At 37.8% G+C, this 25,680-nt stretch carries 21 protein-coding genes; 16 read left to right on the forward strand and 5 right to left on the reverse strand.

The window, feature by feature from the left end:
* Nucleotides 1-66 precede the first annotated feature (66 nt).
* Together AB2N10_RS00210 and AB2N10_RS00215 are read left to right on the forward strand one after the other, a co-directional pair.
* On the forward strand, nucleotides 67-4,377 hold the full coding sequence (locus tag AB2N10_RS00210; protein WP_354622602.1) for an RHS repeat-associated core domain-containing protein: 4,311 nt from the start codon (nucleotides 67-69) through the stop codon (nucleotides 4,375-4,377).
* 28 nt (nucleotides 4,378-4,405) lie between these two features.
* Nucleotides 4,406-4,708, forward strand: a complete 303-nt coding sequence (locus AB2N10_RS00215) for a hypothetical protein (RefSeq protein ID WP_369434146.1) — start codon at nucleotides 4,406-4,408, stop codon at nucleotides 4,706-4,708.
* A gap of 771 nt (nucleotides 4,709-5,479) precedes the next feature.
* On the opposite strand, the gene AB2N10_RS00220 is transcribed toward AB2N10_RS00215, so the two are convergent.
* Together AB2N10_RS00220 and AB2N10_RS00225 are read right to left on the reverse strand one after the other, a co-directional pair.
* On the reverse strand, nucleotides 5,480-5,749 hold the full coding sequence (locus AB2N10_RS00220; protein ID WP_369434147.1) for a hypothetical protein: 270 nt from the start codon (nucleotides 5,747-5,749) through the stop codon (nucleotides 5,480-5,482).
* Nucleotides 5,733-7,220, reverse strand: a complete 1,488-nt coding sequence (locus AB2N10_RS00225) for a UvrD-helicase domain-containing protein (protein ID WP_369434148.1) — start codon at nucleotides 7,218-7,220, stop codon at nucleotides 5,733-5,735. The genes AB2N10_RS00220 and AB2N10_RS00225 overlap by 17 nt, the downstream gene beginning before the upstream one ends.
* A 110-nt stretch (nucleotides 7,221-7,330) precedes the next feature.
* Here AB2N10_RS00225 and AB2N10_RS00230 point away from each other — a divergent pair, with 110 nt between their 5' ends.
* The 3 genes from AB2N10_RS00230 (at nucleotide 7,331) to AB2N10_RS00240 (ending at nucleotide 8,509) form a co-directional block, all read left to right on the forward strand.
* Nucleotides 7,331-7,636 (forward strand): transposase, encoded by a 306-nt coding sequence (locus tag AB2N10_RS00230; protein WP_354622597.1) that lies wholly within the window; start codon nucleotides 7,331-7,333, stop codon nucleotides 7,634-7,636.
* Nucleotides 7,637-7,647: 11 nt separating this feature from the next.
* The gene (locus AB2N10_RS00235) at nucleotides 7,648-8,160 is read left to right on the forward strand and encodes an IS3 family transposase (RefSeq protein ID WP_369434639.1); all 513 of its coding nucleotides are present in this window, start codon (nucleotides 7,648-7,650) and stop codon (nucleotides 8,158-8,160) included.
* A gap of 118 nt (nucleotides 8,161-8,278) precedes the next feature.
* Nucleotides 8,279-8,509 carry an IS3 family transposase gene (locus AB2N10_RS00240; protein ID WP_369434640.1) on the forward strand — a complete coding sequence of 77 codons (231 nt, stop codon included), beginning with the start codon at nucleotides 8,279-8,281 and terminating at the stop codon, nucleotides 8,507-8,509.
* A 79-nt stretch (nucleotides 8,510-8,588) separates the two neighbouring features.
* Here the strand turns inward: AB2N10_RS00240 and AB2N10_RS00245 are convergent, their stop codons facing one another.
* Complete coding sequence (locus AB2N10_RS00245; RefSeq protein ID WP_369434149.1) at nucleotides 8,589-10,811, reverse strand: ATP-dependent endonuclease; 2,223 nt, start codon at nucleotides 10,809-10,811, stop codon at nucleotides 8,589-8,591.
* Between the two features lie 1,268 nt (nucleotides 10,812-12,079).
* Between AB2N10_RS00245 and AB2N10_RS00250 the strand changes: the two genes are divergently transcribed.
* Nucleotides 12,080-12,643, forward strand: coding sequence for a recombinase family protein (locus AB2N10_RS00250; RefSeq protein WP_369434150.1), 564 nt, complete (start codon nucleotides 12,080-12,082; stop codon nucleotides 12,641-12,643).
* Nucleotides 12,644-12,868: 225 nt separating this feature from the next.
* Here AB2N10_RS00250 and AB2N10_RS00255 read toward each other — a convergent pair whose 3' ends face one another.
* The gene (locus AB2N10_RS00255) at nucleotides 12,869-13,051 is read right to left on the reverse strand and encodes a hypothetical protein (protein ID WP_354624570.1); all 183 of its coding nucleotides are present in this window, start codon (nucleotides 13,049-13,051) and stop codon (nucleotides 12,869-12,871) included.
* A 466-nt stretch (nucleotides 13,052-13,517) separates the two neighbouring features.
* Nucleotides 13,518-14,510 (reverse strand): integron integrase, encoded by a 993-nt coding sequence (locus tag AB2N10_RS00260; RefSeq protein ID WP_354624571.1) that lies wholly within the window; start codon nucleotides 14,508-14,510, stop codon nucleotides 13,518-13,520.
* A 1,277-nt stretch (nucleotides 14,511-15,787) separates the two neighbouring features.
* Here AB2N10_RS00260 and AB2N10_RS00265 point away from each other — a divergent pair.
* From AB2N10_RS00265 to istB, 10 genes are all read left to right on the forward strand, one after another.
* Entirely contained in the window at nucleotides 15,788-16,228 is a 441-nt protein-coding gene (locus tag AB2N10_RS00265) for a hypothetical protein (RefSeq protein ID WP_369434151.1), read from the forward strand.
* A 222-nt stretch (nucleotides 16,229-16,450) separates the two neighbouring features.
* Nucleotides 16,451-17,983 carry a transposase gene (locus AB2N10_RS00270; RefSeq protein ID WP_354624574.1) on the forward strand — a complete coding sequence of 511 codons (1,533 nt, stop codon included), beginning with the start codon at nucleotides 16,451-16,453 and terminating at the stop codon, nucleotides 17,981-17,983.
* Between the two features lie 258 nt (nucleotides 17,984-18,241).
* Nucleotides 18,242-18,661: a hypothetical protein gene (locus AB2N10_RS00275; RefSeq protein ID WP_354624575.1), complete on the forward strand. Its 420-nt coding sequence runs from the start codon at nucleotides 18,242-18,244 to the stop codon at nucleotides 18,659-18,661.
* A 6-nt stretch (nucleotides 18,662-18,667) separates the two neighbouring features.
* Nucleotides 18,668-19,162: a hypothetical protein gene (locus AB2N10_RS00280; protein ID WP_354624576.1), complete on the forward strand. Its 495-nt coding sequence runs from the start codon at nucleotides 18,668-18,670 to the stop codon at nucleotides 19,160-19,162.
* A gap of 278 nt (nucleotides 19,163-19,440) precedes the next feature.
* Nucleotides 19,441-19,752, forward strand: a complete 312-nt coding sequence (locus AB2N10_RS00285; protein WP_054456199.1) for a cupin — start codon at nucleotides 19,441-19,443, stop codon at nucleotides 19,750-19,752.
* 244 nt (nucleotides 19,753-19,996) lie between these two features.
* Entirely contained in the window at nucleotides 19,997-21,259 is a 1,263-nt protein-coding gene (locus tag AB2N10_RS00290; RefSeq protein WP_354624577.1) for a hypothetical protein, read from the forward strand.
* On the forward strand, nucleotides 21,259-22,308 hold the full coding sequence (locus AB2N10_RS00295) for a hypothetical protein (protein ID WP_369434152.1): 1,050 nt from the start codon (nucleotides 21,259-21,261) through the stop codon (nucleotides 22,306-22,308). Before AB2N10_RS00290 ends, AB2N10_RS00295 begins: the two co-directional genes overlap by 1 nt.
* A 240-nt stretch (nucleotides 22,309-22,548) precedes the next feature.
* Entirely contained in the window at nucleotides 22,549-22,695 is a 147-nt protein-coding gene (locus AB2N10_RS00300; RefSeq protein ID WP_354624579.1) for a hypothetical protein, read from the forward strand.
* 141 nt (nucleotides 22,696-22,836) lie between these two features.
* Nucleotides 22,837-24,381 (forward strand): IS21 family transposase, encoded by a 1,545-nt coding sequence (gene istA, locus AB2N10_RS00305; protein WP_354624580.1) that lies wholly within the window; start codon nucleotides 22,837-22,839, stop codon nucleotides 24,379-24,381.
* Nucleotides 24,382-24,395: 14 nt separating this feature from the next.
* Nucleotides 24,396-25,151: an IS21-like element helper ATPase IstB gene (istB, locus tag AB2N10_RS00310; protein WP_354625296.1), complete on the forward strand. Its 756-nt coding sequence runs from the start codon at nucleotides 24,396-24,398 to the stop codon at nucleotides 25,149-25,151.
* Nucleotides 25,152-25,680 lie beyond the last annotated feature (529 nt).

The following is a 25,680-nucleotide window of genomic DNA, read 5'->3' on the forward strand; positions in this document are numbered from 1 at the left end:
ACGCCTTATTAGGCAGTCAGGATTTAACCTGTTTTATTTAATAAAACAGAAAACAAGGATTATGAAATGAACAACACAGCTAAAAACATCATCACTCTGGTCTCTTTGATGGGATGTTTAACGTACGCGGGAGGCGTTGCAGCCGATACCCCGTCAGCATATTTATTAAACGAATCACGGTTAACGGTCGCTTCGTTTAATATTGATTTTAATCAGTTAGCACCGAAAAGTTTTACATCTCAAGATGTAGCTGCATCTGGCGCGGTGAACGTGAGTGTTGATGGTAAAACACTCAATATTTCAGGCAATCGCTGGCAATATCTGCTTGCTGATTATGATGTGACCGTAAATACGGTGATGGAGTTTGATGTCAATATTGCATCTATGGCTGAAATTCAGGGAATTGGATTTGATAATGACACTTACGCCTCTAGCGAAACGAGCTTTAAACTCACAGGAACTCAAAACTGGGGGCTTAATACCTATAGTTACAGTGCTTTTGGCAGCTCACAACATCTGAAAATTAATGTTGGCGACCATTTTACAGGTTATTTTAAGAATCTAGTTTTTATCGGTGACAACGATGCTGGATTAGAAACAGAGATTGAATTTAGCAATATTGTTTTGTATGAAAAAGGTAACTTAGAAGGGGCTTTTTATGAGGTGCCAGCGGGGGCAACTTGGGAAAGTGTTGCGCTTGATTTATACGGCGATGCACAAGCAGCACTGTCATTAAAAGCGCTGTTAATAAATGATCACAGCTTAATCAGCGGTGAAAAAATTGCTATCACCGCGCTCCCTTCTGAGCTGACAGCACTAAATATTGTCGACATAGATAATGACGGATTAGCAGATAGTTGGGAAATAACTTATTTTGGTGGCCCGCTGCAAACAGCTGATGGCGATTTTGATAATGATGGCAAATCCAATTTTCAGGAATGGGTTAATGGTAGTGACCCGACATTAAAAAATTATTCATTAAATCAAAATTCATTAACGCTAGACTCACCGGCCTTAATAAATTTCAATCAGGCTCCACTGCAAGCCTTCCCCGGGCAAGATGATGCAACAACAGGGGCTGTCACTGTCTCAGCTGATGGCACCAGCGTACAGTTGCTTGGCAATCGCTGGCAAGCATTACCCTTTAATTATGCAATAACAGCGCAAACAATGATTGAGTTTGACCTTACCATTAATAAACAAGCAGAGATTCAAGGAATAGGCTTTGATAATGATACTTCACCGAGTCTCGAAACAACGTTTCAGTTAGCAGGCACTCAAAATTGGGGCGTTAGTGACTACCGCTATAATGGTACAGGCCAGTCACAGCACTTCAAAATTAACGTGGGAAGTTATTACTCTGGCGATTATCAATATTTGGTATTGGTCGGTGATGATGATGCGAATGTTGGTGGTGATCTGATCATCAGTAACCTATCTGTTTATGAAAAAGAGTCGCTTGCTGAAAGTTATTATCAAGTAACAGAAAGTGATACGTGGGAAACCATAGCCTTAAAAATATATGGTGATGCTTCAGTTGCAAGTGCATTAGAGCAAGCGCTCAGCAGCCAATATGAGCTTGCAGATATGCCGCAGATAGTTGCAAGTAGCATACCTTTGCAGTTAACCGAGGTAGATGCCACTCCAACAGACCCAGTAGATCCAACAGACCCTGTAGATCCAGTAGTACCAATTGATCCACCTGTTTTAGGTACAGGCGGTATAGGCGTTAGCTATAAATACGACAATCCATTTGGTTTGATTTCTGAAATCGATGGCCCGCGCACAGATGTGCAGGATATTACCTCGTTTTTTTACCAGGATGTGACCGGGTATTTAACCTCAGTGAACAACGCGTTAGGGCAAACTACTTATTACGAAAACTACAATCTTCATGGAAAACCTGAAACCATTATTGATATAAATGGTCATAGCACACAGCTAACCTATAGCGATGAAGGTTGGCTAGCATCAAGCAGTAAAGGCGGATTAACCACCTCTTATCAATACGATAACTTAGGACAGGTACGTTTTGTTACCTCGCCGGGCAATAATACTACTGAATTTATTTATGATGATGCGCGTCGTTTACAGTCTATTCGCTACCCGAACGGTGATTACAAAGATTTAGAATATGATGCCATGGGTAATATCACCTCGGCTATTTTGAGTCGTTCCGGCACACCTGCACTGGTGCAAAATTATAACTACGATGAGTTAGGCCGTTTAATTGAGGTGTTACATGCAGGTAGCAGCACATCGCAGCAATATGATTTAAACGATAATCTGGAAACAGAAGCCAATGGTTATAACGCCACATCAAGCAAGCAATACGACAGCTTAAATCGTTTAACGCAATATATGGACGAGTTAGGTAAGGTCATTAACTACAGCTACAATGCGCAAAACCAACTGACCACAGTAAGCGATGATAATGGCGCTACAACCGTTTATGATTATGATGGTTTAGGACGTTTACAAACATTAATCAGTCCTGATACAGGTCGCACTAGCTATCAATATGATGATGCAGGTAATCCAACCGAGATAATTGATGCACGCGGTCAACGTGTTGGGCAACGTTATGATCCATTAAATCGCCTCACTGAAAAGCAATATGACGCTGCGCGTGATGAAGATGTCCGCTTTGGCTATGACTCAGGTAGTAACGCTATTGGTAAGCTTAGTTCAGTTAACAATGACAATAGCAGCATTGACTTTGCCTATGATTCACTTGGCCGTTTAATCGAGCAAACTAATACATTATTAACCAGCACAAGTGGTGATATTGTTGCCAGCACTCGCTATGGTTACGATGGGGTGACGGGGGTATTAAACAGTATTACTTATCCTTCTAATATGCTTGTTAATTATCAAACTAATGGTTTGGGTGAAATCACCGGGATTACTGTCTCGGGTGACTCGCCGACTTTCTATTCTAGCCTTGTCGACAATATCCGTTATTCAGCGGGTGGTCAGATACAAAGTTTGCATTATGACAATGGCTTAACATTAACACAGTCATATGATTTAAATGGTCAGCTAAGCAATCAAAACGTAACCGGGCAGTGGAATTTGAGCTATGGCTATGATCTCAATCTTAATCTGGGCAGTATCAGTAATGCAAACTTAAGCGCTGAAAATAAAAACTTTGGCTACCACGTTAATAACCGTTTACAAAATGCAGCGTACGATAGCACAAGCAGCAGTTATGAGTATGATGGCGTGGGTAACCGTATTTCACAAAATACGATGGATATAAACGGCAGTACGGATGACAGTTACCAATACGTTTGGCAGTCCAATCTATTAGCGAGTGTTAACGCTAATTCGGCAACCTATGATGAAGTGGGAAATACACTGACCTCAGCGGTGCGTGATCAAACTTACAGCTATAACGCAGAAGGGCGTTTAAACGTAGTTAATAGCGCAGTGGCACAAGCAGAATATTTTTATAACGGTTTGGGTGAACGTGTCATTAAACAAGTCGGTAGCGATACCTTCCTCTATTTTTACAACACCGCAGGGCAGTTATTAGAAACGCAGCATTATCAAGGTGTGAGTAAACTCAGCACAAGCAGCGTTATCTGGTTAGGCGCGACGCCGATTGCACAGCTAACTGTTACAGAGGGTGTAACGCCACAACTGGTTTACCTGCATGCAGATCACCTCAATACGCCGCGTAAAGCAACCAATGAGCTGGGACAGCTGGTGTGGCAATGGCAGTCAGATGCCTTTGGTAATGGTTTACCGAATGAAGATGTCGATTCAGATGGTGAGTTAACCACCATTGACCTGCGTTTCCCGGGGCAGATTTATGATGCGGAATCAGGGTTATATTACAACTACTACCGTTATTACGACCCACGTTTAGGGCGCTACATTACCTCTGATCCGATTGGGTTGAATGGGGGGATTAATACCTTTGCGTATGTTGGGGGGAATCCTGTAAATTATATCGACCCTACTGGTGAGCTTGCATTTTTATTAGTAAACCCAATAACAATTGCAGCCGCGGGGCAATTAGCTGTAGACATAACAGCTGTCGGTATTGGCCTTTGGGCAATTTATAATAGTGATGTTCCCCAGTATTATAATGAAGAAACAACTGGAGAATTAGCCGCTGACGCTCCTGGGTGTCCAACAGAAGATGATGGTTATAAAGAACCTAAAAAGGGTAAAGGGATCAAAGTTAGAAACCCTAATGGAGAAGGAAAAGGCTACCCAGATAAGGGTGGAAAGGTATGGGTGCCGACTGGCCCTGCCGGAGCTTTGCCAGGTACAACAGGCCCTGCCCATGGAGGCCCACACTGGGATGTACAAGATCCTAAAACAGGGAAACATATTAATGTGTACCCGGGTGGGAAAAAAAGATAAATATTAATAAACACAAAAGAGAAAAATCATGGAATTAGAATGCTATTCGTTAGAATTTTTATCCGAAAAAGATGAAAATAATTTTTTTAACTGGTTAAACAGTTTAGATTGTGTAAATGATATATACGGTAAGGGGTTATCTGTTTTTATTGATATCAAAGAAGATATTAATGACGAATCATTAAAAGAGATAATCGCTGCTTTTTATCGTTATGAAATAGATATGACTCAGCTAGCTGTATTCAAGAATGCTAATAATCAAGATTGGTTTTTTGGTAATCGTTCAGCCTATTGGAATAAAAAAGTATTTCCAGCTAATACGGCAGAATAAAACTAATCGGGGACACTTATTGTTTCGTTCCCAAAGGTAAAAGGTAGGACAGCCATACATTTTTCTTGATTTTAAAGTTTTTTTGATGGCAAAGAGAACTGGAACCTGGTTTTAATTTTGAATGTTAGCTAACTATTCAAAGCCCTGCTTAGGTAACTAAGCAGGGCTTTTTTCTAACCTTCACTTTATGATAATTTCCCGCTTTCCTGCTGGTTGTTGGCTGCAAGTTGTAACCAAAAATATCAACGGAACGAATAAATTTACGAATTGAACGAGTGTCAATAAGGCTTGTGGAGTTAGATTTTTAATATTGATTAAAAATAATAAAAAGGTAGGACAGCCATATCTTTTTTAAACAGTATTACTTATCCTTCTAATATGCTTGTTAATTATCAAACTAATGGTTTGGGTGAAATCACCGGGATTACTGTCTCGGGTGACTCGCCGACTTTCTATTCTAGCCTTGTCGACAATATCCGTTATTCAGCGGGTGGTCAGATACAAAGTTTGCATTATTAAAAGGTAGGACAGCCATACATTTTTCTTGATTTTAAAGTTTTTTTGATGGCAAAGAGAACTGGTACCAGTTTTAATTTTGAATGTTAGCTAACTATTCAAAGCCCTGCTTAGGTAACTAAGCAGGGCTTTTTTCTAACCGTTACTTTATGATGATTCTCCCATTCTCCTGCTGGTTGTTGGCTGCAAGTTGTAACCAAATTTACCTACTACACGCTTAAATATGAGGAGTCAGCCGTTAAGCCCCCCCTTCTTTTATAGCAAGATTACTTCATCATCAATAAACCACTTTGATGCAATTGCATGTTTCTTAACTGCTTGAGGGTCTTGAGAATACGCAACAATTGCTAAGCTCTTTTCTGCCCTGCTACAGGTTACGTAAAACAACCTCCGAGTTCTAGAAATAACCGAGTCTATACCTTGTTTTTCATTATCAATATCTCTTTGCGACAACTCAATAGCCCCAAATAGCTTTTCATACTTAAAGAGAAAACCTTTAGAGCTTTCATCATCCAGAACGACCATAACCCGTTCGAAACTCGCGTCCTTTTACGCCTTGGTGGGTACTAAAACCAAGTTCTCCTGATATATACTTTGAATAGTTATTCACATGGTTTAATGATGAATCTAGTGCTTTATCCCATGCTAAAAGTTTAGGGTCTAACTCTTCCTCATCTATATTTTCTTCATCATCCGCATCAGTAGATAATAATATTTGGAAATTTTCAGGTAATAACAAAAGTTCTTTTTCTCCAACTAATTTCACTACCTGTCGTAAAGAAACAGTATCAACTTGTAATAGCGCTTTTAACTCATTCACTGAATTATTAACTTCTTTTAAAACACCTATAGGATCTTGGATAAATGCTGAATTATTAGAGAGAATGACACTTGAATACTTTTTAATAATCCTCGCCACATCAAAATCATTATCAGCTAATACAGCTTCGATTAAAGGAAGGAGTTGCTCAGTTATAAACTTAATAGTACTGCTTGTACCATTAAGAGCTGAATCTCGTAAGCTATTTTCAGAAGCAAGTGGCATAAAGAAGTCTGAAAATTCCCCTCTATCAGCAGCCATTGCATGTTCAAGAGTTAATGTTTTAATATCATTGACTTGAATCCACTTTTTATCAGAAGAAATCGCAGACATTTGGGAACGAATATCTGACTCTACTCCAGATTTATTGTTAGCCTTAGAATTAATAACAAACAGTCTAACGACTCCTTTTTCAGCATTCTCTTTAGGCTTTTGTTGCTTACCATCATCTTCATTACGAACTGCATTAATCAATTCAATTACTCGTTCAGGGCAACGGTAATTTATTTCTTTAGCAGGAGTTTTCCAATCATTTGGAAGGGAATCCTCTAGATCTTCTTTACCGCCACTGTAGATTCGTTGCATTAAATCACCAAATAGACCTAATGAGAATTTATCAGTGTGGGCTTTCTGAGCACTCATAAATGCTTCTAATAGTCCTTTATTCGTGTCTTGGCTTTCATCAATCAATAATATTGGAAAACGATTTATCAAAACATTCTGCATCAATAAACTATGGGCAATGAATTCTGCACCTAGCTTAATTACTTCATCGTGGTTTAGCGTCCCTTTACCTTTTAGCAGGCTAGTTGGGCTATAAATAAAGCTAGTAATATCATCTAATTCATCACGCCTTTTTACTTTTGAATTAAGTTTTTTGGCATTAATAATTGCTGTTTTATTCGTAGGGCTTTTAGCTCTTTCAAGTTTATCTTTAAGATCTGCAATATCCGTATTCAACTTGTCTCGTAACCAAACTTTAATGTCTTCTGTAAATGGTTTTATAAGATCCCAAGTAAAGCTATGAATTGTTGAAACTGCAAAAATAGGATCATATTTTAAGCGATGTTGAATCTCTTGACATGCTGCGTTGGTATAAGTGATAACAGCAATGCGCTGCCCATTCTTAATAAAACGAGGTAAGTCCCTATTGCGAATTTTTTGCAATACATTCACAAGCGTTCTAGTTTTACCTGAGCCGGCTCCTGCAAATAAAAGAATGATGTGGTTCAATACTACCGGACACTACTAAAGACTTCAGTTAATATGTCTAGTAGAGGTAGATTATGAATAAGAAAAAAGTACGTCCAATTTTTACAGTTGAGTTTAAACAAAGTGCAGTAAAGTTAATTACTGAGCAGGGGTATACACGCCAAGAAGCCGCTAATAATCTTGGTGTATCGCTGAGCGCAATTACTCGCTGGGTAAGAGCCGAAACGCAAGTTGACTCAAAAGCAGGCTCAAAGCAATCAACATTAAACATATCTGAGCGAGCTGAGCTGGAGATATTACGCAAAGAAAACAACCGGTTAAAAATGGAGCGTGATATTTTAAAAAAGGCCGCAGTCTTCTTTGCGAACGAAAAAGAATAAGATTTCAGTTTATTCAGCATCATAAAGAAGACTGGCCAATTAAAGTAATGTGTCGCGTCATGCAAGTAAGTTCAAGTGCGTTTTATGCTTGGCAAAATGCGCCTACTAAACCTTTTGATGCTTTGGGTTTTAATATAGACAGTGCGGTGCAAAATACCTTTAACAGTCACAAAATGACCTTGGGTAGTCGGCGCATGGTGACAGAGTTGGCAAAGCAAGACATTACGATTGGCCGTTACAAAGCCCGCTCAATGATGCGTAAATTAGGGCTTGTGGCTCGCTATCCCAAGAAATATAAAACGACAACTGATAGTAATCACAATAATCGAATTGAACCGAATAAATTAAATAGGAAATTCACTGTTGATGAGGCTAATCGTTATTGGACGACAGACATTACTTATATCGCTACGCATCAAGGGTTTATCTATTTGGCGATTGTCATGGACTTATATTCTCGCCGTATAGTGGGTTGGTCTATTGCAGACAATATGCGTACTGAACTATGCAGATTCAGCCCTTAACATGGCTTATTGGCAGAGAAAACCAGCATCGGGGTTAATGCATCATTCCGACAGGGGAAGCCAATATACCAGCGATGATTATAGGAAATTACTTAGCAGCATGAAAATGGATGTGAGCATGAGCGGTAAAGGGGAATGCTGGGACAATGCCCCTACAGAGCGATTTTTCCGCAGTTTAAAGCATGAGCAATTAAACTATGAAACATTCAAAACAAAGAAAGCAGCAGAGCTAAGCATTTTAGATTATCTTGCTTATTACAACGGTAAACGCCCACACTCGGTTAATGGGTATTTATCACCGATTCAATATGAAAATAAAGTCGCTAAGAAAGTGTCCGGTTTTTATTGACCATTACAGAAAGCTTTTAGGGGAGTTAAGGTCAAGGTACTGATAAATAGCATTATCTACATCATCTAACTTGTTATCGTCACTCATTCCCTTCCTCCTTTTCTTTTGGAAGGGCTAAAATATCGAGATTAGATAACTCAAGTTCATTATTCAACCAATCTAAGCCTTGCTTGACGTACTCAGGGATTTTTAAATTTTCTGGGTCTACATCATAAAGAAGGTCAAGAGCCATCTTAGCTTTGGTTCCATCTAATGCCTCATATAATTTTTCAGAGCATTTATCTAAATCATCTTCAAGAGTGGCTTTATACATCTTTTTAACCATCCCAGTTGAAGAGGTTAACTTTTTAAAAACATCCAAATTTGTTAAGGCAATCGCATCTTCAAACGTATATGGTATTGCCTCTTTGGTCTTGCCATCATTGTTATAGTCAACCTCAATTCCACATTGGTAAGCGGCCCTAACATTGCCTATTATTTTTTTATCCTCAGATAAATCTAAAACGTCATCTAATTTTTTCCCCTTTAAATCAAACCAATCCTTCAAGGTGTCGCTACCAAAACTATAACCTTTACCACGTTGTGGCCGTATCTTGTTTTCATTAAAAGTAGCATCTGTATCCGTCACAACCAATGTTGGTAGCCCGAGCGCCATAATTAAAGGTTTTAGTCTTTGTGCATGGGCTCCACCAACTTCTAAAATGGAGATATAACTTTGGTTTAAAGATTCTGAATATTTATTGCTAATAAAATGAGGGATTAGCATTCGCTCAGCAGCACCTTCCACCAAAATAATACCGTTAGCAAAAAATAGATCGCAGTGAGTTGTTTTCAAGTAACGCGACACAAATTTCTTCGTGTTTTCAACTTTATCTACAGGTGATTTTTTCGTGGATACACCGAAAACCATCGATAGATCAACTACCTCCGCACAGGAGACTTCTGCCGTATTAGTTGCAGGTTTTCGTTTAAAATAACAAAGCTTATCAAAACCAGCTTCGTGAGCAATATAGCTAGAATGACTGCTAACTATCATTTGAGTTGTAAAATTATCACCAACACCTTTTCTTAATACATCATAGGCTTTACGAATAAAAACTTGCTGAACTTGAGCATGAAGATGAGCCTCTGGCTCTTCTATTAAGACCAAGTGAATGGGTTCAATTGCTATATCAGCTTCTGTTCTACGTCGCTGAGCTTTACCTATTCGTTGCCATTTATCCCTATAGGTAATCAACTTAAATACGATATGAATAAGGTTTTTATAGCCTAGTCCATTATATTTCTCAGGTAGAGAAAACACTGAGTTACCAAAGCTTTGCTTTTGCACATCAAAAATAACGGCTGCATCATGATTTAAACTCTCAATAGGATTAACCTTGCTAGATAATTTTATATCGGGGTCGCTAAACCCTGGATAACCTAATGTTTTTATTTCACCAAGCGCACTTTTAAAAGAGCTCTCAAGACGATCATCAAATAAGCTTTGTGCTTCATGTATTGCACTTAATGCCTTAATATCATCTTCATCAGGTAAATCGGTAGGGTTAAGGTGACGAGCATAATACTCGCTCAATTGAGTCGATAAACTCCCTCCTGCTTTTCCATTTTCACCATTTGGGTCTGTAAACCCTCGCTGGGCTTCAATAGTATCGACATTAAATATGCCATTAAAAGGGTAAGCCTCTAGTGGTAATGATTTATCATCTAGCACCTGAAAATAGTTTATTTGGCTTGGATCAAGTAAAAATGCTCTAATTTCAAAATGAGTTTTAAGCTCTTTATCAAGATAGTCTTTAAGATCCCGTGGCCATAAAGATAATTTTTCATCTTGTGCAGTTAGTAGTTTTGCAGCTTCATGTTCCTGTAAATAACTTTCTCTTAATTTATCTATATCTTTAGGTTGATACGACAAACGTACCCCCAATGGCTCACCATTCCATTTTAATGTAGGGATCAAATGAGCTACTTTCTGTACCTCACTAACTCCCGCATCTAGCCAGACATCAATTGACGGGCATAATCGCTGCCACTCATGTAACTCAGTGCCTTTAACATCCTCAGGAGTATTATTCCCCCATGTTTCAGCATATTCATTTAAATTAGACCAATTACTTAGGGTAAAATCTGTCACAGAAAAACGTTTTTGTTTTTCTGTGTCTAAAAAGTTGATTAGAGCATCAATAGCAGACGTTTTCCCACTATTGTTTGCACCGACAAATAAGGTTTCTTTATCACCAAATGGAATCCTACATTGCTTTAGTTTTCTGAAATTTTGAACACCTACAAATTTAATTTTCAATTGCAATTCCCTTCAGTAATAATTAGTTACACAAGTAATAAAAGAAAACCACACTATACCCATTTAATAAGTAATGTTACTTTCTCTTTAGAAAATGTGATTGTAAAAACTTAATGCGGTGTGTAAGACAAGAGACACTTAGGAGGACTTAGACTTGCTATTTATTTTCGTAGCAACAATGCGTTGGCTAAAAACCCCCTTAAATTGATCATATTTAAAGAATTTTTAAAATAAATAACGATAATTTTCATATCGAAAACAAGTCTATTACTAGACATTTGAGCACCTGAAAGTAGATTTTGATGCTAATTTTCAGTTTATGTGAAAATATTTCAGGAAATTTACCCCCCAAAAACATGTCTATTGTTAGACATTCTTACCTATAAAATGATCTTGTGAGTTGAAAATTAAGTTTTGTATTTAATCGGCCAAATGACCGTTTGTGTGTGGCCAGCTAAATTGGCTTTGCCTGGCCAATCAACCGGAATAGACGGCCAGTTGGTGCGGAATCTATAGCAGCTATGTATTGTGAAAAAATAAATTCTGCAAACATTGTATACAGTAAAAAGTCAACGTCGCAATAGGTGAGTGCGAGCTAATGGTAGTGAAAGTACCTCTAATGGTAGTGAAAGTACCTCTAATGGTAGAAGAACTTATCGATGTTTTTACCAATCATTCCAGAAAATCGTCGTGAAAACCTTCTAATCCTTATATTAGTTATATAATGATTATAATACTTATAATCGTTATAATAGTTATAACACTTTTCAAGCTTTTTTTCAATGATTAAAATAATGACTTAATAAGGAAAGGTTTTATTAATCAAGTGTTTATATTTTTATTTGTATAATGTTCTGTGATTTTTCATCTAAAAATTTTGCTTTTTTATTTTTACTTCGCACTCCCCTAGAGAGAAACTTTAAGGGTGAAATTTGGTTGGAATTAAGATAAATTTTAAATTGATTGTTTTATTGAGAAGGGATTAAAGAGCTGTTTTAGTCTTGTTAGCATTTCAACTTAGCTACCAACTGGCGTTTTTAATGGAGCTCAGCGACATTAGTATAAAAAGAATTCTGCCTGCGTAGTAAATTACTCTATTGATCTAAATGAGAAGTACAAGGTGTATTAATAAGTATACTTGTGAATATAGGTTTGGTTTGAATACATCGCAAACCATTTTGTGGGGATTAAGAGTTACTGCTTCTAATGAATTTAGACTATACTTCTAGGGTTTAGATATATGAATACATTCATTAAAGGAATAACAAATGCGACTAGCTTATATAAGAGTATCGACAGTAGAGCAAAATACAGATCGTCAAGTAATTGAAGCGGATAAAACTTTCACTGATAAAGTATCAGGTGCAAATACAAACCGACCAGCTCTAAAACAATTAAAAGATCATGTTCGATCAGGTGATATTGTCATATGTCACGATATAAGCCGATTAGCTCGTAACCTCTTAGACTTGAAAGAGCTAATCACATTTTTCACTGGTAAAGGTGTATCTGTTCAATTTATAAAAGAAGCAATGACCTTTAGCAGTGACAAGAGCAATCCGATGAATGAACTAATGCTGAACCTGTTAGGTGCTGTTTACCAATTCGAGCGTGATATTATGAAGCAACGTCAGGCAGAAGGTATTGCTATTGCTAAAAAGAAAGGTGTATATGTTGGAAGAAATACATCAATGCGATTAAAGTCTTCAATTATCGAGTCTTATAAGAGTGGTACTTCACAGCGTAATATTGCTAGAGACCTTGAGACCTCGCTGTCTAATGTTCAACGTGTTATTAAAGCTCATAAAAATAAAGCTTCATATGATTTATGACCCGCAGTAACTGAATGAAAATATAGAAAGCTGTTGGGTGGAATTTTTTAGCTGGTGGGGCCCCTATGGCACAGATGCTCTATAAATAAGTGTTCTTTTAATAGACATTTCAAGTCGTTTTTTTGAATCTCTCAAGCAGCAGTGCTACCTAATTACATTTAGCTATGCCACACCCATGAATTATATTTGAGAAGAAAATTTATGTTAATAAATAGTCTGCTTAGCTCACAGTTGAATCTTGCTTTTGATAGCTTCAAATTCACTGATCTTCAATAATGAAAAAGAACCATCCAGGTTGTTTATCCACTCAATGGTATCTCCTTCTTCCCACCCTAGCTCTTTTTGAAGCTTCTTGGGAAGGTTAAAGTAATGCTCTCCCCTCTCAAGCTTTTTAATTTTAACTTTCATCAAAGTCCCCTAAAAACCGTTGCATTATGTAGAGTATATCAAACTGACTGTTGTGGCTAAATAGCTTTGTTTTTGATTGGAATGAAGTGATTATTCTAATTATTCGCACATTCTCATCAAAAATGCCGTGTTTTTGATGAGAATGTGCGTTCTATCCTCATCATTTTTACACTTGCGATAAATTTTGAACTGCATTGCTAATAATCTATCCATTCCATTTATACGGAAGTTGAGCCGCGGAATAACTCTCTTTTATAGAATAATTGGAAATCGCGACTTTATAAATCATTGTTTTAAGAAGTGGTCGTTTTTAAAAAACTCAGACCACTTTAATGCCTGCTATGTCGGATTTCCTGACGTAACAAATTGAATTAGTTACGGCTCCTCAGAGCCTAGAGCGGACATTGAATATGTTGCTTTCTATGGCGCAAAAAACGACTTAGGGGATGTAAATTATTCCACTCTATTACTGTAGTTTTTTATTCATTAGCGATGCATTTCTATCAATAGGGCTTGTCGTGCAGGATGAATGCTGACCAATAACATGCGTATATATCTGGGTTGTTTTTAAGTCGTTATGCCCTAATAACTCCTGAACGGTTCTGATGTCTGTCCCATTTAACAGTAATTGAGTAGCAAAACTATGGCGGAAGGTATGTGCAGTGACATGCTTTCTAATACCACTTTTTATCACTGCTTTTCTTAACTCTTTTGTAAGCGAAGTCCAATGTAAGTGATGTCGGCAAAAGTAACCATCAACAGGATGCTGACAACGATTTCTAGAGGGAAATATATATTGCCATTTAATATCGGTGATTGCATAGGGGTACTTTCTTGCAAGTCCGGTTGGTAAACTGGTTCTTCCTTCTCCTTCTAATATATCTTGTTGGTGTAGGTCTTCCACTTTACTTATTTGTGCTCTGATCAACGGTATTATTGTTTGTGGGAGTAGAGCTACTCTATCCTTACCACCTTTCCCACGAAATATAAAAATTGAATTAGATTCAAAATCAATATCTTTTACCCTTAACCTGAGCAACTCAGATTTTCTTAGGCCACTGCCATATAAAATTAAAAACATCAGTCTATATGGTTCTTTCAGTAAGTTAATAATAGTCATTGCTTCATTATTTGATAAAACAACCGGTACACGTTTCGGGGCTTTTGCTCTGACGGTATCATCAAGTAAAGTGAGTTCTCGGGAAAATATATGTTTGTACATAAACACAATTGCACACAAAGCAAGGTTTTGAGTGGATGCGGTAACACCTCTTTGAACAGCCAGATAAGTCAAAAATTGACTGACTTCTTGCTCTGCCATATCTTGAGGATGCCGTTTGTGATGAAAAATAATGAATCGCTTTATCCAAGCTAGATAAGATTTTTCAGTTTGAATACTGTAATGCTTCGTTCTTAACACCTGCCTAATGTGTTCTAGAAAGGGAGATTTTGACATCATTTCGATCCTATTTTTACTGTTTTTATATACAGTTTTAGTTTGTATTTTATAAAAAAGCAAAAAACAATAAATTATGTTCCATTTCAATTAGACCAGAATAGGTATTTGGTCGGTAAGTAGGTGACAATCTTTTGAACCATTAATAATATCAACTTTTTTAAATTGGATGTTACTGAGAATTCTTAGTAACACACATGACTGTGTTCAATTATCAAGGTAACTACATTGTTTTTAATGTGTTTAGGTATTTTGTGGAGAGATTATTACTGAGACTTCTCTGTAATAATCAAGGGAATGATAATTAACCCCGTGTTAATTTAGATAAAAAATTGATTTAAATGGTTTATCTGGTAACTTTATAGCTTTTGAGTAGGCGTTATTACTGATATGTCTACATAATAAGCTGTTATGCGGCATCGCGATTCTGATTTTAGGTGTTTTAAGCATTTGTACGTTACTAAAAGTGCTGCGCGTGTTTCTTTGCCTTTGTTGGAAGTAGGCCGATTAAATTTATTTTTTTAGCGCGTTGCCACCAGTTTTTCGCCAGTGTAGTTTGTAAACTAAATTCAGTTTTATTAAGTGGCTCAAAATTAAATTATTGCCGGGTCGCGATGCTTGTATTTGTTAATCGTTCTGTTATAAATTAAAGCCTAATAAACGTTGGGTGTTTTGTGGTCATTTATCAATCGCATAACAAGTCACTCAAGCAGGACAAATAACAGTTGGCTTTTGTTCGCTTCGCTCACTATTTTAGCCAACCATTATTTGCCTCTTAGTGAGGCGTTAAATGGCACAAGGATACGCATGGGACGTCGATATAGAAAACGTAGTTCAATAGTTTCAGATTCCGTTTCCATAGGTTCACGTTTACCTTGGTGGGGTGCACTAATATTTGGCTGTATATCGTTTGTTCTTTTCTATTTTATAATTCCAAGTTGGCTTGAAGCAAAATTAGCATCAGAGTCTCAGAACATGTTTTATCCTTTGCTAGAAGCTATTTTTGGTCGCAGAATTCATTGGTTTGAATGGGTTGGTATTGCCTGTGGGTTAATAGGTTTGTTCTTTTGCATTAGAAATTCCCTTTTTGGTAATCGCGCAGGGCATTCAGAAAGAACTATTGTTGGGTACTTTGCTCGAATGTTTGGGCGAGACCTAAGCTAAGTTGCCATTTAACAAGCAATTTAACAGGACTAAAAACAGCGGGCTATTTCGCTTCGCTCCATTTTAGCCCACAATTTTTAGCCCGTTAATATGGGCGTTATGTATTTAGGGTAACTATGAACCAGCAACAGGAACATTATCGGCAACGTACAGTCGCATTGTTAACTAATTACCAGTTACTAGAGTTAACTTTGAAAATGTACATCGGCACTTCATATGACTACATACAAATGCTTGTTGCAGACCATATTCACTTTGATTTTTCTATCAAAGATGTTGAAAGCTATCCATTAGAAAGATTGCTCAATGTGTTTGGTAAAATGAACGACAATACTGATCTTAAAAAGAGACTCAATAAGCTTAGAAATGAGCGTAATTACATCGCCCACGAAGCTTTAATTGTCACTATTGGTAATAACCCCAATATGGATACATTACATAAAAAAGCAGAAGATTTTTTCTATTTAGAAGATGAGCTTATGGAATGTTTAAAATTACTTACTGATGAGTTTGCCAAGCTAAAAATGAAAGGCGAATTCAGTCGGTTAAATACATAACAAGGCAATTAATCGGAACTAAAACAGTGGGTTACGTTTCGCTTCGCTACACATTTTAACCCACTGCTTTAGTCCGCTTATTGCGGCGTTGAGGCTGTAGAATTTCTCCAAAAAGAACATTTTTACATTCTTTCTCTTTTTGTGTTGATTGTATAAAAAATGTACTTGAATGCGCTGATCGACTGTGATCTAATAGTTATTATTCGCTCAGAGTTAAATGTAATGGCCAACTATAAACCTGACTTATCCTGCCAAAGTAAATTCATTCCGATTGATTTTGCACAGCAAATTATTCCCGGAACGTTTGAATACGCACTTTCCCATATCGTCGACAAACACCTTGATTTAAGTACCTTTGATAAATGGTATAACAACGACAAAAATGGTGCCGCAGCTTACCCACCTTCAGTGATGCTTAAAATAATCTTGTTTGGCTATTCTCGCGGATTGGTTAGTAGTCGTCGAATTGCTAATGCTTGTGAAACGAACATTACCTTTATGAGCTTATCGGGTGATGTACAACCTCATTACACCTCCATTGCCAGCTTTGTTGCTAAAATGAAAGACCAAATTGAACCGCTTTTTACACAGGTTTTAATGATATGTGACCGTGAAGGTTTGATAGGTCGTAACATGTTTGCGATTGACGGATGTAAAATTAGTTCGAATGCCAGTAAAGAGTGGAGTGGCACATTTGATGAACTTGAACGCAAACAAGCTAAGTTACGTCGAGCAAGTCAACGCATATTAGCACGTCATCAAGCACAAGATAATTCAAACGAAGATGACTTGTCACATGACTTAAAACAGAAAGCGAAACTCGATAAAAGCGCTGATAAAATTAGCGCATTCCTTGCGACAAATACAGAGAAATTAGGCAGTAGAAACACACCCGTTAAAAGTAATATCACCGACCCAGACAGCGCTAAGATGACGACCAGTAAAGGCACGATTCAGGGGTATAACGGGATTGCCATTAATGATGATAAGCATCAAGTGATCATGCAAGCACAAGTTTGGGGAAGCGTTGGAGAACAACAAACCTTACAACCTGCCATCGAAGCTCTGCAAAAACAACTGGCAGAACTCGGTACGCCCGATACTTTCAGCGAAGCAAAGTTTACCGCAGACAGTGGTTTCCACAGTGAAGTGAACCTTGAATTTATCGCTACAACGGGATTCGATGCTTACATCGCAGACACTGCGTTTAGGAGTCGTAATCCATTATTTAAAGAGAGTGAAACGTATCATACAGAGCAGGAAAAACGACGATTGAAACGCAGTAAAGGTCGGGCGAGATTGTTTAATAGCAATGATTTTTACTTTGATGAGGCAGCATTAACCTGTCGCTGTCCAGCGGGCAAAGAGATGTGGTTGAGTGTGAAGCAAGTTGAAACAGCGGGTAGGCAATATGTGCGTTTTTCAGGGTATTTAAAAGATTGCCGAGTCTGCCCACTTCAGCAACAATGTATGCGCAAATCGCCTACAAAACAAGGTCGACAAGTACAGTTTGAGATTAATAAAAGTACTAAACCCATCTCCTATACCGATAAGATGCGTGTGAAGATAGACTCTAGCGCAGGGCGACGACAATACAGCAAGCGACTAGGAGCGATTGAACCCGTGTTTGGTAACATCACCGTCAATAAAGGGATGAATAAATTCACGCTGCGCGGGCAAGAGAAAGTCAATGCGCAATGGCAGATGTATTGTTTAGTGCATAATATAGAGAAGTTAAGGAATAGTTTACATTAACACAAGGGCTAAGCCCTTAAACTGCAATAATCCAGCCTAAATAACCTCATAAATACCTTCACAGCTCAAATTAATCAATCATTTATTGAAAAGAGAATAATCTATTGGAATCTAAACTAAATATGAATTAATGTGGTTTTATTTTAAATAATCAGGCTGAAAATGAGAAATTCTACAGCCTCGTTATGTGGCTTTGTGCAAAGTAGCATTGCTATTTATACTTTTATCATTTTTACAATACGTTAGGTTATTAAACTTATGTCCAAAAAAATTTATCTTGTGAAATATGAAATTGAGGATGATATCCCTATTGATGAAACCTCTGAAACACTGGACTCTACTTACATTTCAGATGATTTAATTGCTTGGCTACAAGATAATGAATTCTTAGTCGAAGAAAAAATCAAGGAAAGTAAAGGAAACAATCCTGATATTGAAGTCATCTTTATAAATGATGAAAAAGGCAAGGGTCTTGATGATATCTTCAGTCATTTGGAAAACCTTGTTTTAAAAATGATAGAAGATACGGCTTCTAAAAATAGGGATGGCGTTATTGTCGCCAATGAAGTTGATAACGATCTGACAAATATTCAAGTCCTATTGAATGTCAGAAGTATTATAAGAAGAAAAAGGGATAAGTTTGCTGACTCTCCATATATTAAGTTGATGCTGGGGTAGTCATTTATGTCTAAAAATAGTGAGAAAGGCAGAAGGGGCGAACTAGCTGCAACTGGAATTTTTTCTAATATTGGTGTTCGTGAGAAAAAATTTGAGGTGCTTCGTACAAGTGAAACTACAGTAGCTGACGATGGTGTGGATATTATAGTTAAATGCCCACATAACACCGCAGAAAAATTCGATGAAATTGTCGAGCAAGGTAGTTCTGATATTGCTTTATCTAGTACTCAGATTGGCGTAAGAGCACAAGTCAAAAATTATTCAAAACCAATTACTAAAGCTGTTGCCGAAGGATTTGTGGAAGACATTGAAAAAAATTCGAATTTTGATGAACACTGGCTAATTGGTGGTACTCGATTAACCAAAGGTGCAAAGGAAGCGTTGGATAAGAGCAAAAATAAAGCTCCTATTAGATACTATTCTAATGAAGGGTTTACAAAAATTCAGTCTCAATACCCAGCGATCCCTTTCTCTGAGATAAATGATATTGATGATGAGTAAAAACCTGAATAATATCAGTCAGCGTCACATAACAAGTCACTCAAAAGGACAAATAACAGTTGGTTCTTGCTCCTTCGTCGCTTATTTTAACCAACTGTTATTTGCCTCTTAGTGAGGCGTTGAGGCTGTAGAATAACTCGCTTTTTATAAAACTTTAATAATTGAAGATTTTTAACTTATTGTTTTAATTGGTAATTAAATTTTAAAAATGGCTGTTTTTTCTTAAAAAAGAGAAATTCTACAGCCTCGTTATACGCTATTCATAATTTGGAAGTATCGTGGAAATAATTAGAAGTAAAGAATTCAAATCTGAACGCGCTTGGGGTGCAAAAGACATCGCAAATATGAACGGTATTACGACGCGCTTGCATTGGACTGATCAGCCTTATAAGTGGCATGTAAATGACGGCGAAGAAGTGTTTGTTGTTTTAGATGGCGTTGTTGAAATGTTGTTTAAAGAAAATGGAATTGAGCAATCATCGGTTTTAAGAACAGGTGATATATTTTATGCGTCTATTGGAACTGAGCATGTTGCGCATCCGCGTGGTGAAGCTCGAATATTAGTCGTAGAATCGGAAGGAAGCGTATAACAAGTCATTTAAATGGAAAATTAACAGTTGGCCATCGCTTCGCGATTATAGCCAACCATTAATTTCCACTTAATGAGGCGTTGAGGCTGTAGAATAACTCGCTTTTTATAAAACTTTAATAATTGAAGATTTTTAAGTTATTGTTTTAATTGGTAATTAAATTTTTAAAATGGCTGTTTTTTCTTGAAAAAGAGAAATTCTACAGCCTCGTTATGAATCACAATCAAAGTTAATAGGTATACGCATGGATAAAAAAATACAAGGGTCGTGGTTAATTCATCATACCAATAAGTTACAAAATGTAACTAATCAAGGAAAGTATCAAAATACCTTTGTAGCAGGTAAAGCAGGGATTTTGTTATCAGCAATTTCAGAGACAAATGAAAGTGTATTATCAAATGAGAAGTTAGAAGTATTGGCAAACGCTTCAAATATCAATATCGTTTTTGAACTTCCCAAGCTTATTGAAGTATTAAAAGAACAGGATCTAGTTGATGTTTCAGCTAGCGGTATTGGGGTTCTAGGTGTGACAACATCATCTGCTTTACAGCATACCTCTAATATTTTCGAATCACTCAACCCTAAAGATATAGAAATTTCATCCATTGAGCTTGCTGAAGCAGCTTCAATAAGACCTGTTAATAGTTCAGAACTTTCCCAACGATTATCGGATGAGTATAAATTAACTAATAACGAAGTAAATCAGCTTTTTCATGACTCAGAGAAAATAGGTTTTGTAGATGTTGAACATATTAGTAAAAATGAAAAATTACTTTTTAATGGAAATTTATTTAGAAGAGATTCTGCTGCAAAAACAAAAGCAGTATTAGACTCTTTGACCGTTACGGAGCAGACATCCTTGACTGAATTGACGCAGAGATTAAGGCTCATGGCTTGTGTTGCAATATCTGATGCACAGCGAATTCTTGGTGAAAAATTATTTAAAAAAATCAATGCTATTGGTTTTTTTGATATTAATGTTGTAAGTAATAGCCAAGAAGAAGTTGGTTATCTTACGTTACCTTCGGCCTTTTCAAAATACAGTAACTCCATGGTAGATGATGCATTTGATTTGGCGAAAGCATTCGTAGCATCTTTGACTTACGGTATGACAAAAAGTGGTCATGCCCGAGGCCAGATTAGCATGATTGACAAGTTGCTAGGAGCTCTCATTGATGGTCGAGAAGTAGGCCCAGTAAGTGCTATCGGCCAAGACTATAAAATCTTAGAATTAAAGGGTGTTGTTGCAATAAGGCACGGCACTAAAGGCGGGCGTAGCGGGCCACTTATGAGACTTTTGAAAAGAGAAGTCGGTGAATTAGCTTTACAAGCGATTAGAATGGGCGATGTAAGTGAACAATCTATACTCTCACTACCTGGTGCAGCCATTACCAAATTTAGAGGTCCTGAAGCAAATAGGGAAATAATCAGACGGGAACAAATACAAAGAAGCCCATTTGAAACCAATGATATGATTAGTGCATTAAGAACAGGAGGGGGCTTCTAATGGGAAAAATATTATCCAAAGGCTTTGAAATGGAAGAGCAACTTAGAAATTACTTTATGCAATCTGGTTATTTTGTTGTTAGAGGCGTACCTTTTGCATATAAAGGATTTGATGTCACTGATATAGATTTGTGGCTTTATAGTCGTGAATCTTCTCTTACAAGAAATATAACTATTGTTGATGTCAAAAATAAAAAAACACCTCAAGCAATAGAAAGAATTTTTTGGGCAAAAGGTTTAGCTCAGGCCGTTAATGCACAGAACGTTATCGTGGCAACGACCGAAAGAAGAAAAGAAGTTAAAGAATTCGGACAAGATTTAGATGTATTAGTGTTGGATGGGGTTTTTCTATCGAAGCTGTCAAAATCCGAAGGTTTTCTAAAAAATAGATTTTCGGATGAAGAATTCTTTGATTCTATCGAAAAATACAGCCTGAGTAAATTAGATGGCGATTGGAAAGGGCAAATGGTGAAATGTAAAAGCTTATTAACCAAAGGTATTAGCTTTGATTCATGCAATCAATGGCTGGAAGTGTCTAGGTACTTCGCAGAACAAATTTTAACAAAACCTAGTCAAGTGGATGTGGCATTGAGATGTTTTTATTATTCTTTGTCACTATTTTCGATTGGTGTTGATTTCATTCTGAAGGAGTTGTCTTTTTTAGATCATGACGAGAGAATAAGTAAACTAATTGAAGGGTTTACATATGGTGCAAAGGGGCTGAATGGTGTTACTAAGATGTTGTCACTTTCTCTTTCTCTTGTAGAGCAGTTTGCTGCTGAAGGTAAAGCTATTTCTTCTCAGGTGCGGTCCAAAATCATGGCTGATTTTGAATCATTGCCAACAGGAATTATTGGGGAATATTTTGCCAAAAGTGATGTGGGAAAAATTCTTTTCCCTGTTGCTAAAGAACTAGAAGGCTTAGCTATGAATCGTCAATTTAGAAATCATTTAGAGTCATCGCTTGAGTTACGTGGAATGCTCGGTTGCTTATTAGATTGTTGGGAAATTAACCGGAAAGAATTTAGCATTGTAGTAAGCACCTCATAACAAGGCACTTAAACGGAACAAAAACAGTGGGTTATGTTTCGCTTCGCTACACATTATAACCCACTGTTTTTGTCCGCTTAGTGCGGCGTTGAGGCTGTAGAATAACTCGCTTTTTATAAAACTTTAATAATTGAAGATTTTTAAGTTATTGTTTTAATTGGTAATTAAATTTTTAAAATGGCTGTTTTTTCTTGAAAAAGAGAAATTCTACAGCCTCGTTATGTGCTAGAGGAGTGAAGCATGAGTTATGACTTAATGGTCTTTGATCCCACGGTCGCACCAAAGGAAAGAAAAGACTTTATGAAGTGGTATGCCCAACTGCATATTCCGGCCTATCGTGAACAGCCATTCCGGCGTAACGTGAACACCAATTCTGGATTAACGTGAACAGCTGATTCTGGTTTTAAGGTGAACACTTTTACCTTAATTTCCGGAATCGGTGTTCATCATCAACCAGAATTGTTTCAACGTATTGATTATTAAAACCTTTAACTGCCATATTGGTTCTTTTTCCATTAAGGAACCGTCATGGCTGCAAATAGGCTCACAATGCGTAAAATCAGAGAAGTTTTAAGACTGCGTTTCGAGGCAAATCTCAGCGTTCGTCAGATCAATGCCAGTACCAAAATAAGTGTTGGTGCTATTCAAAAATTACTAACAAAAGCCAACGAGTTAACCCTTTCCTGGCCATTATCTAATGAGCTGGATGATACAGAACTGGCTAGGCTGTTTTATCCCAAAGCCGATACCCAGACCGCTCGTCGGTTCCAAATACCTGACTGGCCCGAAATACATAAAGAACTCAAAGCAAAAGGAATGACTAAGCTGCTGTTATGGGAGGAGTATTGTCAGCAGTACCCAAATCGTTGTTTGAGTTATTCGCAATTCTGCGATCGCTATTTAAATTGGGCTAAAAAGCAGAAACGCTCCATGCGCCAGACCCACAAGGCGGGTGACAAATTATTTGTTGATTACGCCGGACAAACCATGTCTGTCATTTCACCGACAACAGGAGAAGTCAGAGCTGCTCAGATCTTCGTTGCTGTTCTTGGCGCATCAAACTACACCTATGCAGAAGCCACATGGAGTCAAAGCCTACCGGACTGGCTTGCCAGTCATGTGCGTACCTTCGAGTTCATTGGCGGCACCCCAGTGATGGTTGTACCGGATAATCTGCGTAGCGGGGTAAGTAAAGCGTGTCGCTATGAACCCGAGTTAAATCCAAGTTATCAGCAGTTGGCAGCCCATTATAGCGTCGCGGTCATGCCCGCTAGGCCCTACAAACCCAAAGATAAATCCAAAGCAGAGGTAGGTGTACAGATCATTGAGCGCTGGATTTTGGCTCGATTACGCCACCAGATCTTCTTCTCGTTAGCAGAGCTTAATCGCTGTATTGCCTCATTATTAACCGAGGTCAATTTAAAGCCGTTTAAACAACTGCCGGGAAATCGGTTGCAATGGTTTGAGCAATTGGACAGGCCATTACTTAAAGCACTACCGGTTCATCCATATCAATATGTCGATATTAAATCGGCCAAAGTTAATATCGATTATCATATCCAGTACGATCAGCACCTGTACTCAGTGCCGCACCACCTAGTCGGTGAAAAAGTCGAACTGCATGTCGGCGATAAGCTGGTACAGATTTATTTTAAAACACACCTGCTCGCCAGCCATGTCAGGAAGCACCATCCCGGCACAACAACCGAGCCAGGGCACATGCCAGAAAGGCATGCCAAGCACCAACAGTGGAGCCCTGGACGCCTAAAAAACTGGGCAAAGGATATAGGGCCGGAGGTGCTGCGCTGGGTATCAGATCAGCTAGAGCACAAAGAGCATCCGGAGCAGGCATACCGCGTGTGCTTGGGGCTGCTTAATTTAACACGCTCCTATCCGGCAGAACGCCTGAATAATGCCTGTGCAATCGCGAACCAGAAAGCCCTCGTAAAGCTTAAAAACATCAAAGCCATTCTGCTAAGTAATCAGGACAAATTACCCCGGGAGGAGACGGCTAAAGCCATCACTTTACCTCAAGATCATGAAAATGTTCGCGGGCCCCAAAGCTTTCATTAATAAGGATAATAATGATGATCGACCAGACTTTATCACAGCTTCGCCAACTGAAACTTAGCGGTATGGCAACAGCGCTACAAATCCAATCGGAACAGCCCGGCACCTATGAAGGACTCTCATTCAACGAACGCATTCACCTATTGGTTGAAAGCGAAAAGTTAGAGCGGGACAACCGAAAACAGCAGCGTCTGCTGCGTACTGCCAAGCTCAAACTCGCAGCCAATATACGAGATATTGACTACCAACACCCACGAGGAATTCAGCCGTCTCAGATGGCTGCGTTAACGCAGTGTGACTGGCTAAGGAAAGCACAAAACTTACTTCTCACTGGGCCGTGCGGTAGCGGTAAAACATACATCGCCTGTGCTTTAGGGCATTCAGCTTGTATGAACGGCTTCAGCGCTCGCTATTATCGTATATCACGGCTGATGCTGGAGTTAACTCAATCAAAAGCAGACGGCACTTACAGAAAGGTATTAAAAAACTTAGCTCAAACGGATCTGCTGATATTAGACGACTGGGGATTAGAGCCATTGAAAACAGCGCAACGCAATGATCTTATGGAGATAATGGATGACCGGCACGGTACTTCATCAACGATCATTATCAGCCAGTTACCGACTGAACAGTGGTATGAAATGATTGGGGATAATACGCTTGCAGACGCTATTTTAGATCGCGTAATGCACAACTCACATCGATTAAAACTCAAAGGAGAATCAATGCGAAAAAAACTAAACAGCTTGACCCATGGTGAACACTTAGGGTAAAAAAGAGAACGGGCAATACATTGAAAGTTCAGGTGTTCACGTTGAACCAGAATCAGTGTTCACCTTCGCCGGAATACGCATTGAAAAACACATTCAGCGACTTTCATACCTTATATTAGTTATATAATAGTTATAATAGTTATAATAGTTATAACATATTTCTAGCCAATACTCCTAATTTAAATTTATTTTATTTTTAAATTTTTCTTTTATAACAGTGCTTTATATTGACATCTTTGCAGTTATTTAATATAGAAGATAATTTAATTTCTACTCTAACAGAGAGTGAATCTATTTATAATTAACTCTAAATATTCACATTAAATAGCTAAATATTGAAGAGATCTAAATCTGGTTATGGTTTTCAACCGAGCCCTGCGAGAGTTGAGCAAATTTCAAAAAATTAATTTAGATCTGCTTTTCGTTGATAGCAATATATGTAAATATTTATTTCACTTTATTCATACTCTTCAACTAAGTTAATATCTACCGGTAACTTAAAATTAAGGTTTAGAATTATTTAAGATTT

This window comes from Psychromonas sp. MME1, assembly GCF_041080865.1.
Classification (GTDB): Bacteria; Pseudomonadota; Gammaproteobacteria; order Enterobacterales; family Psychromonadaceae; genus Psychromonas.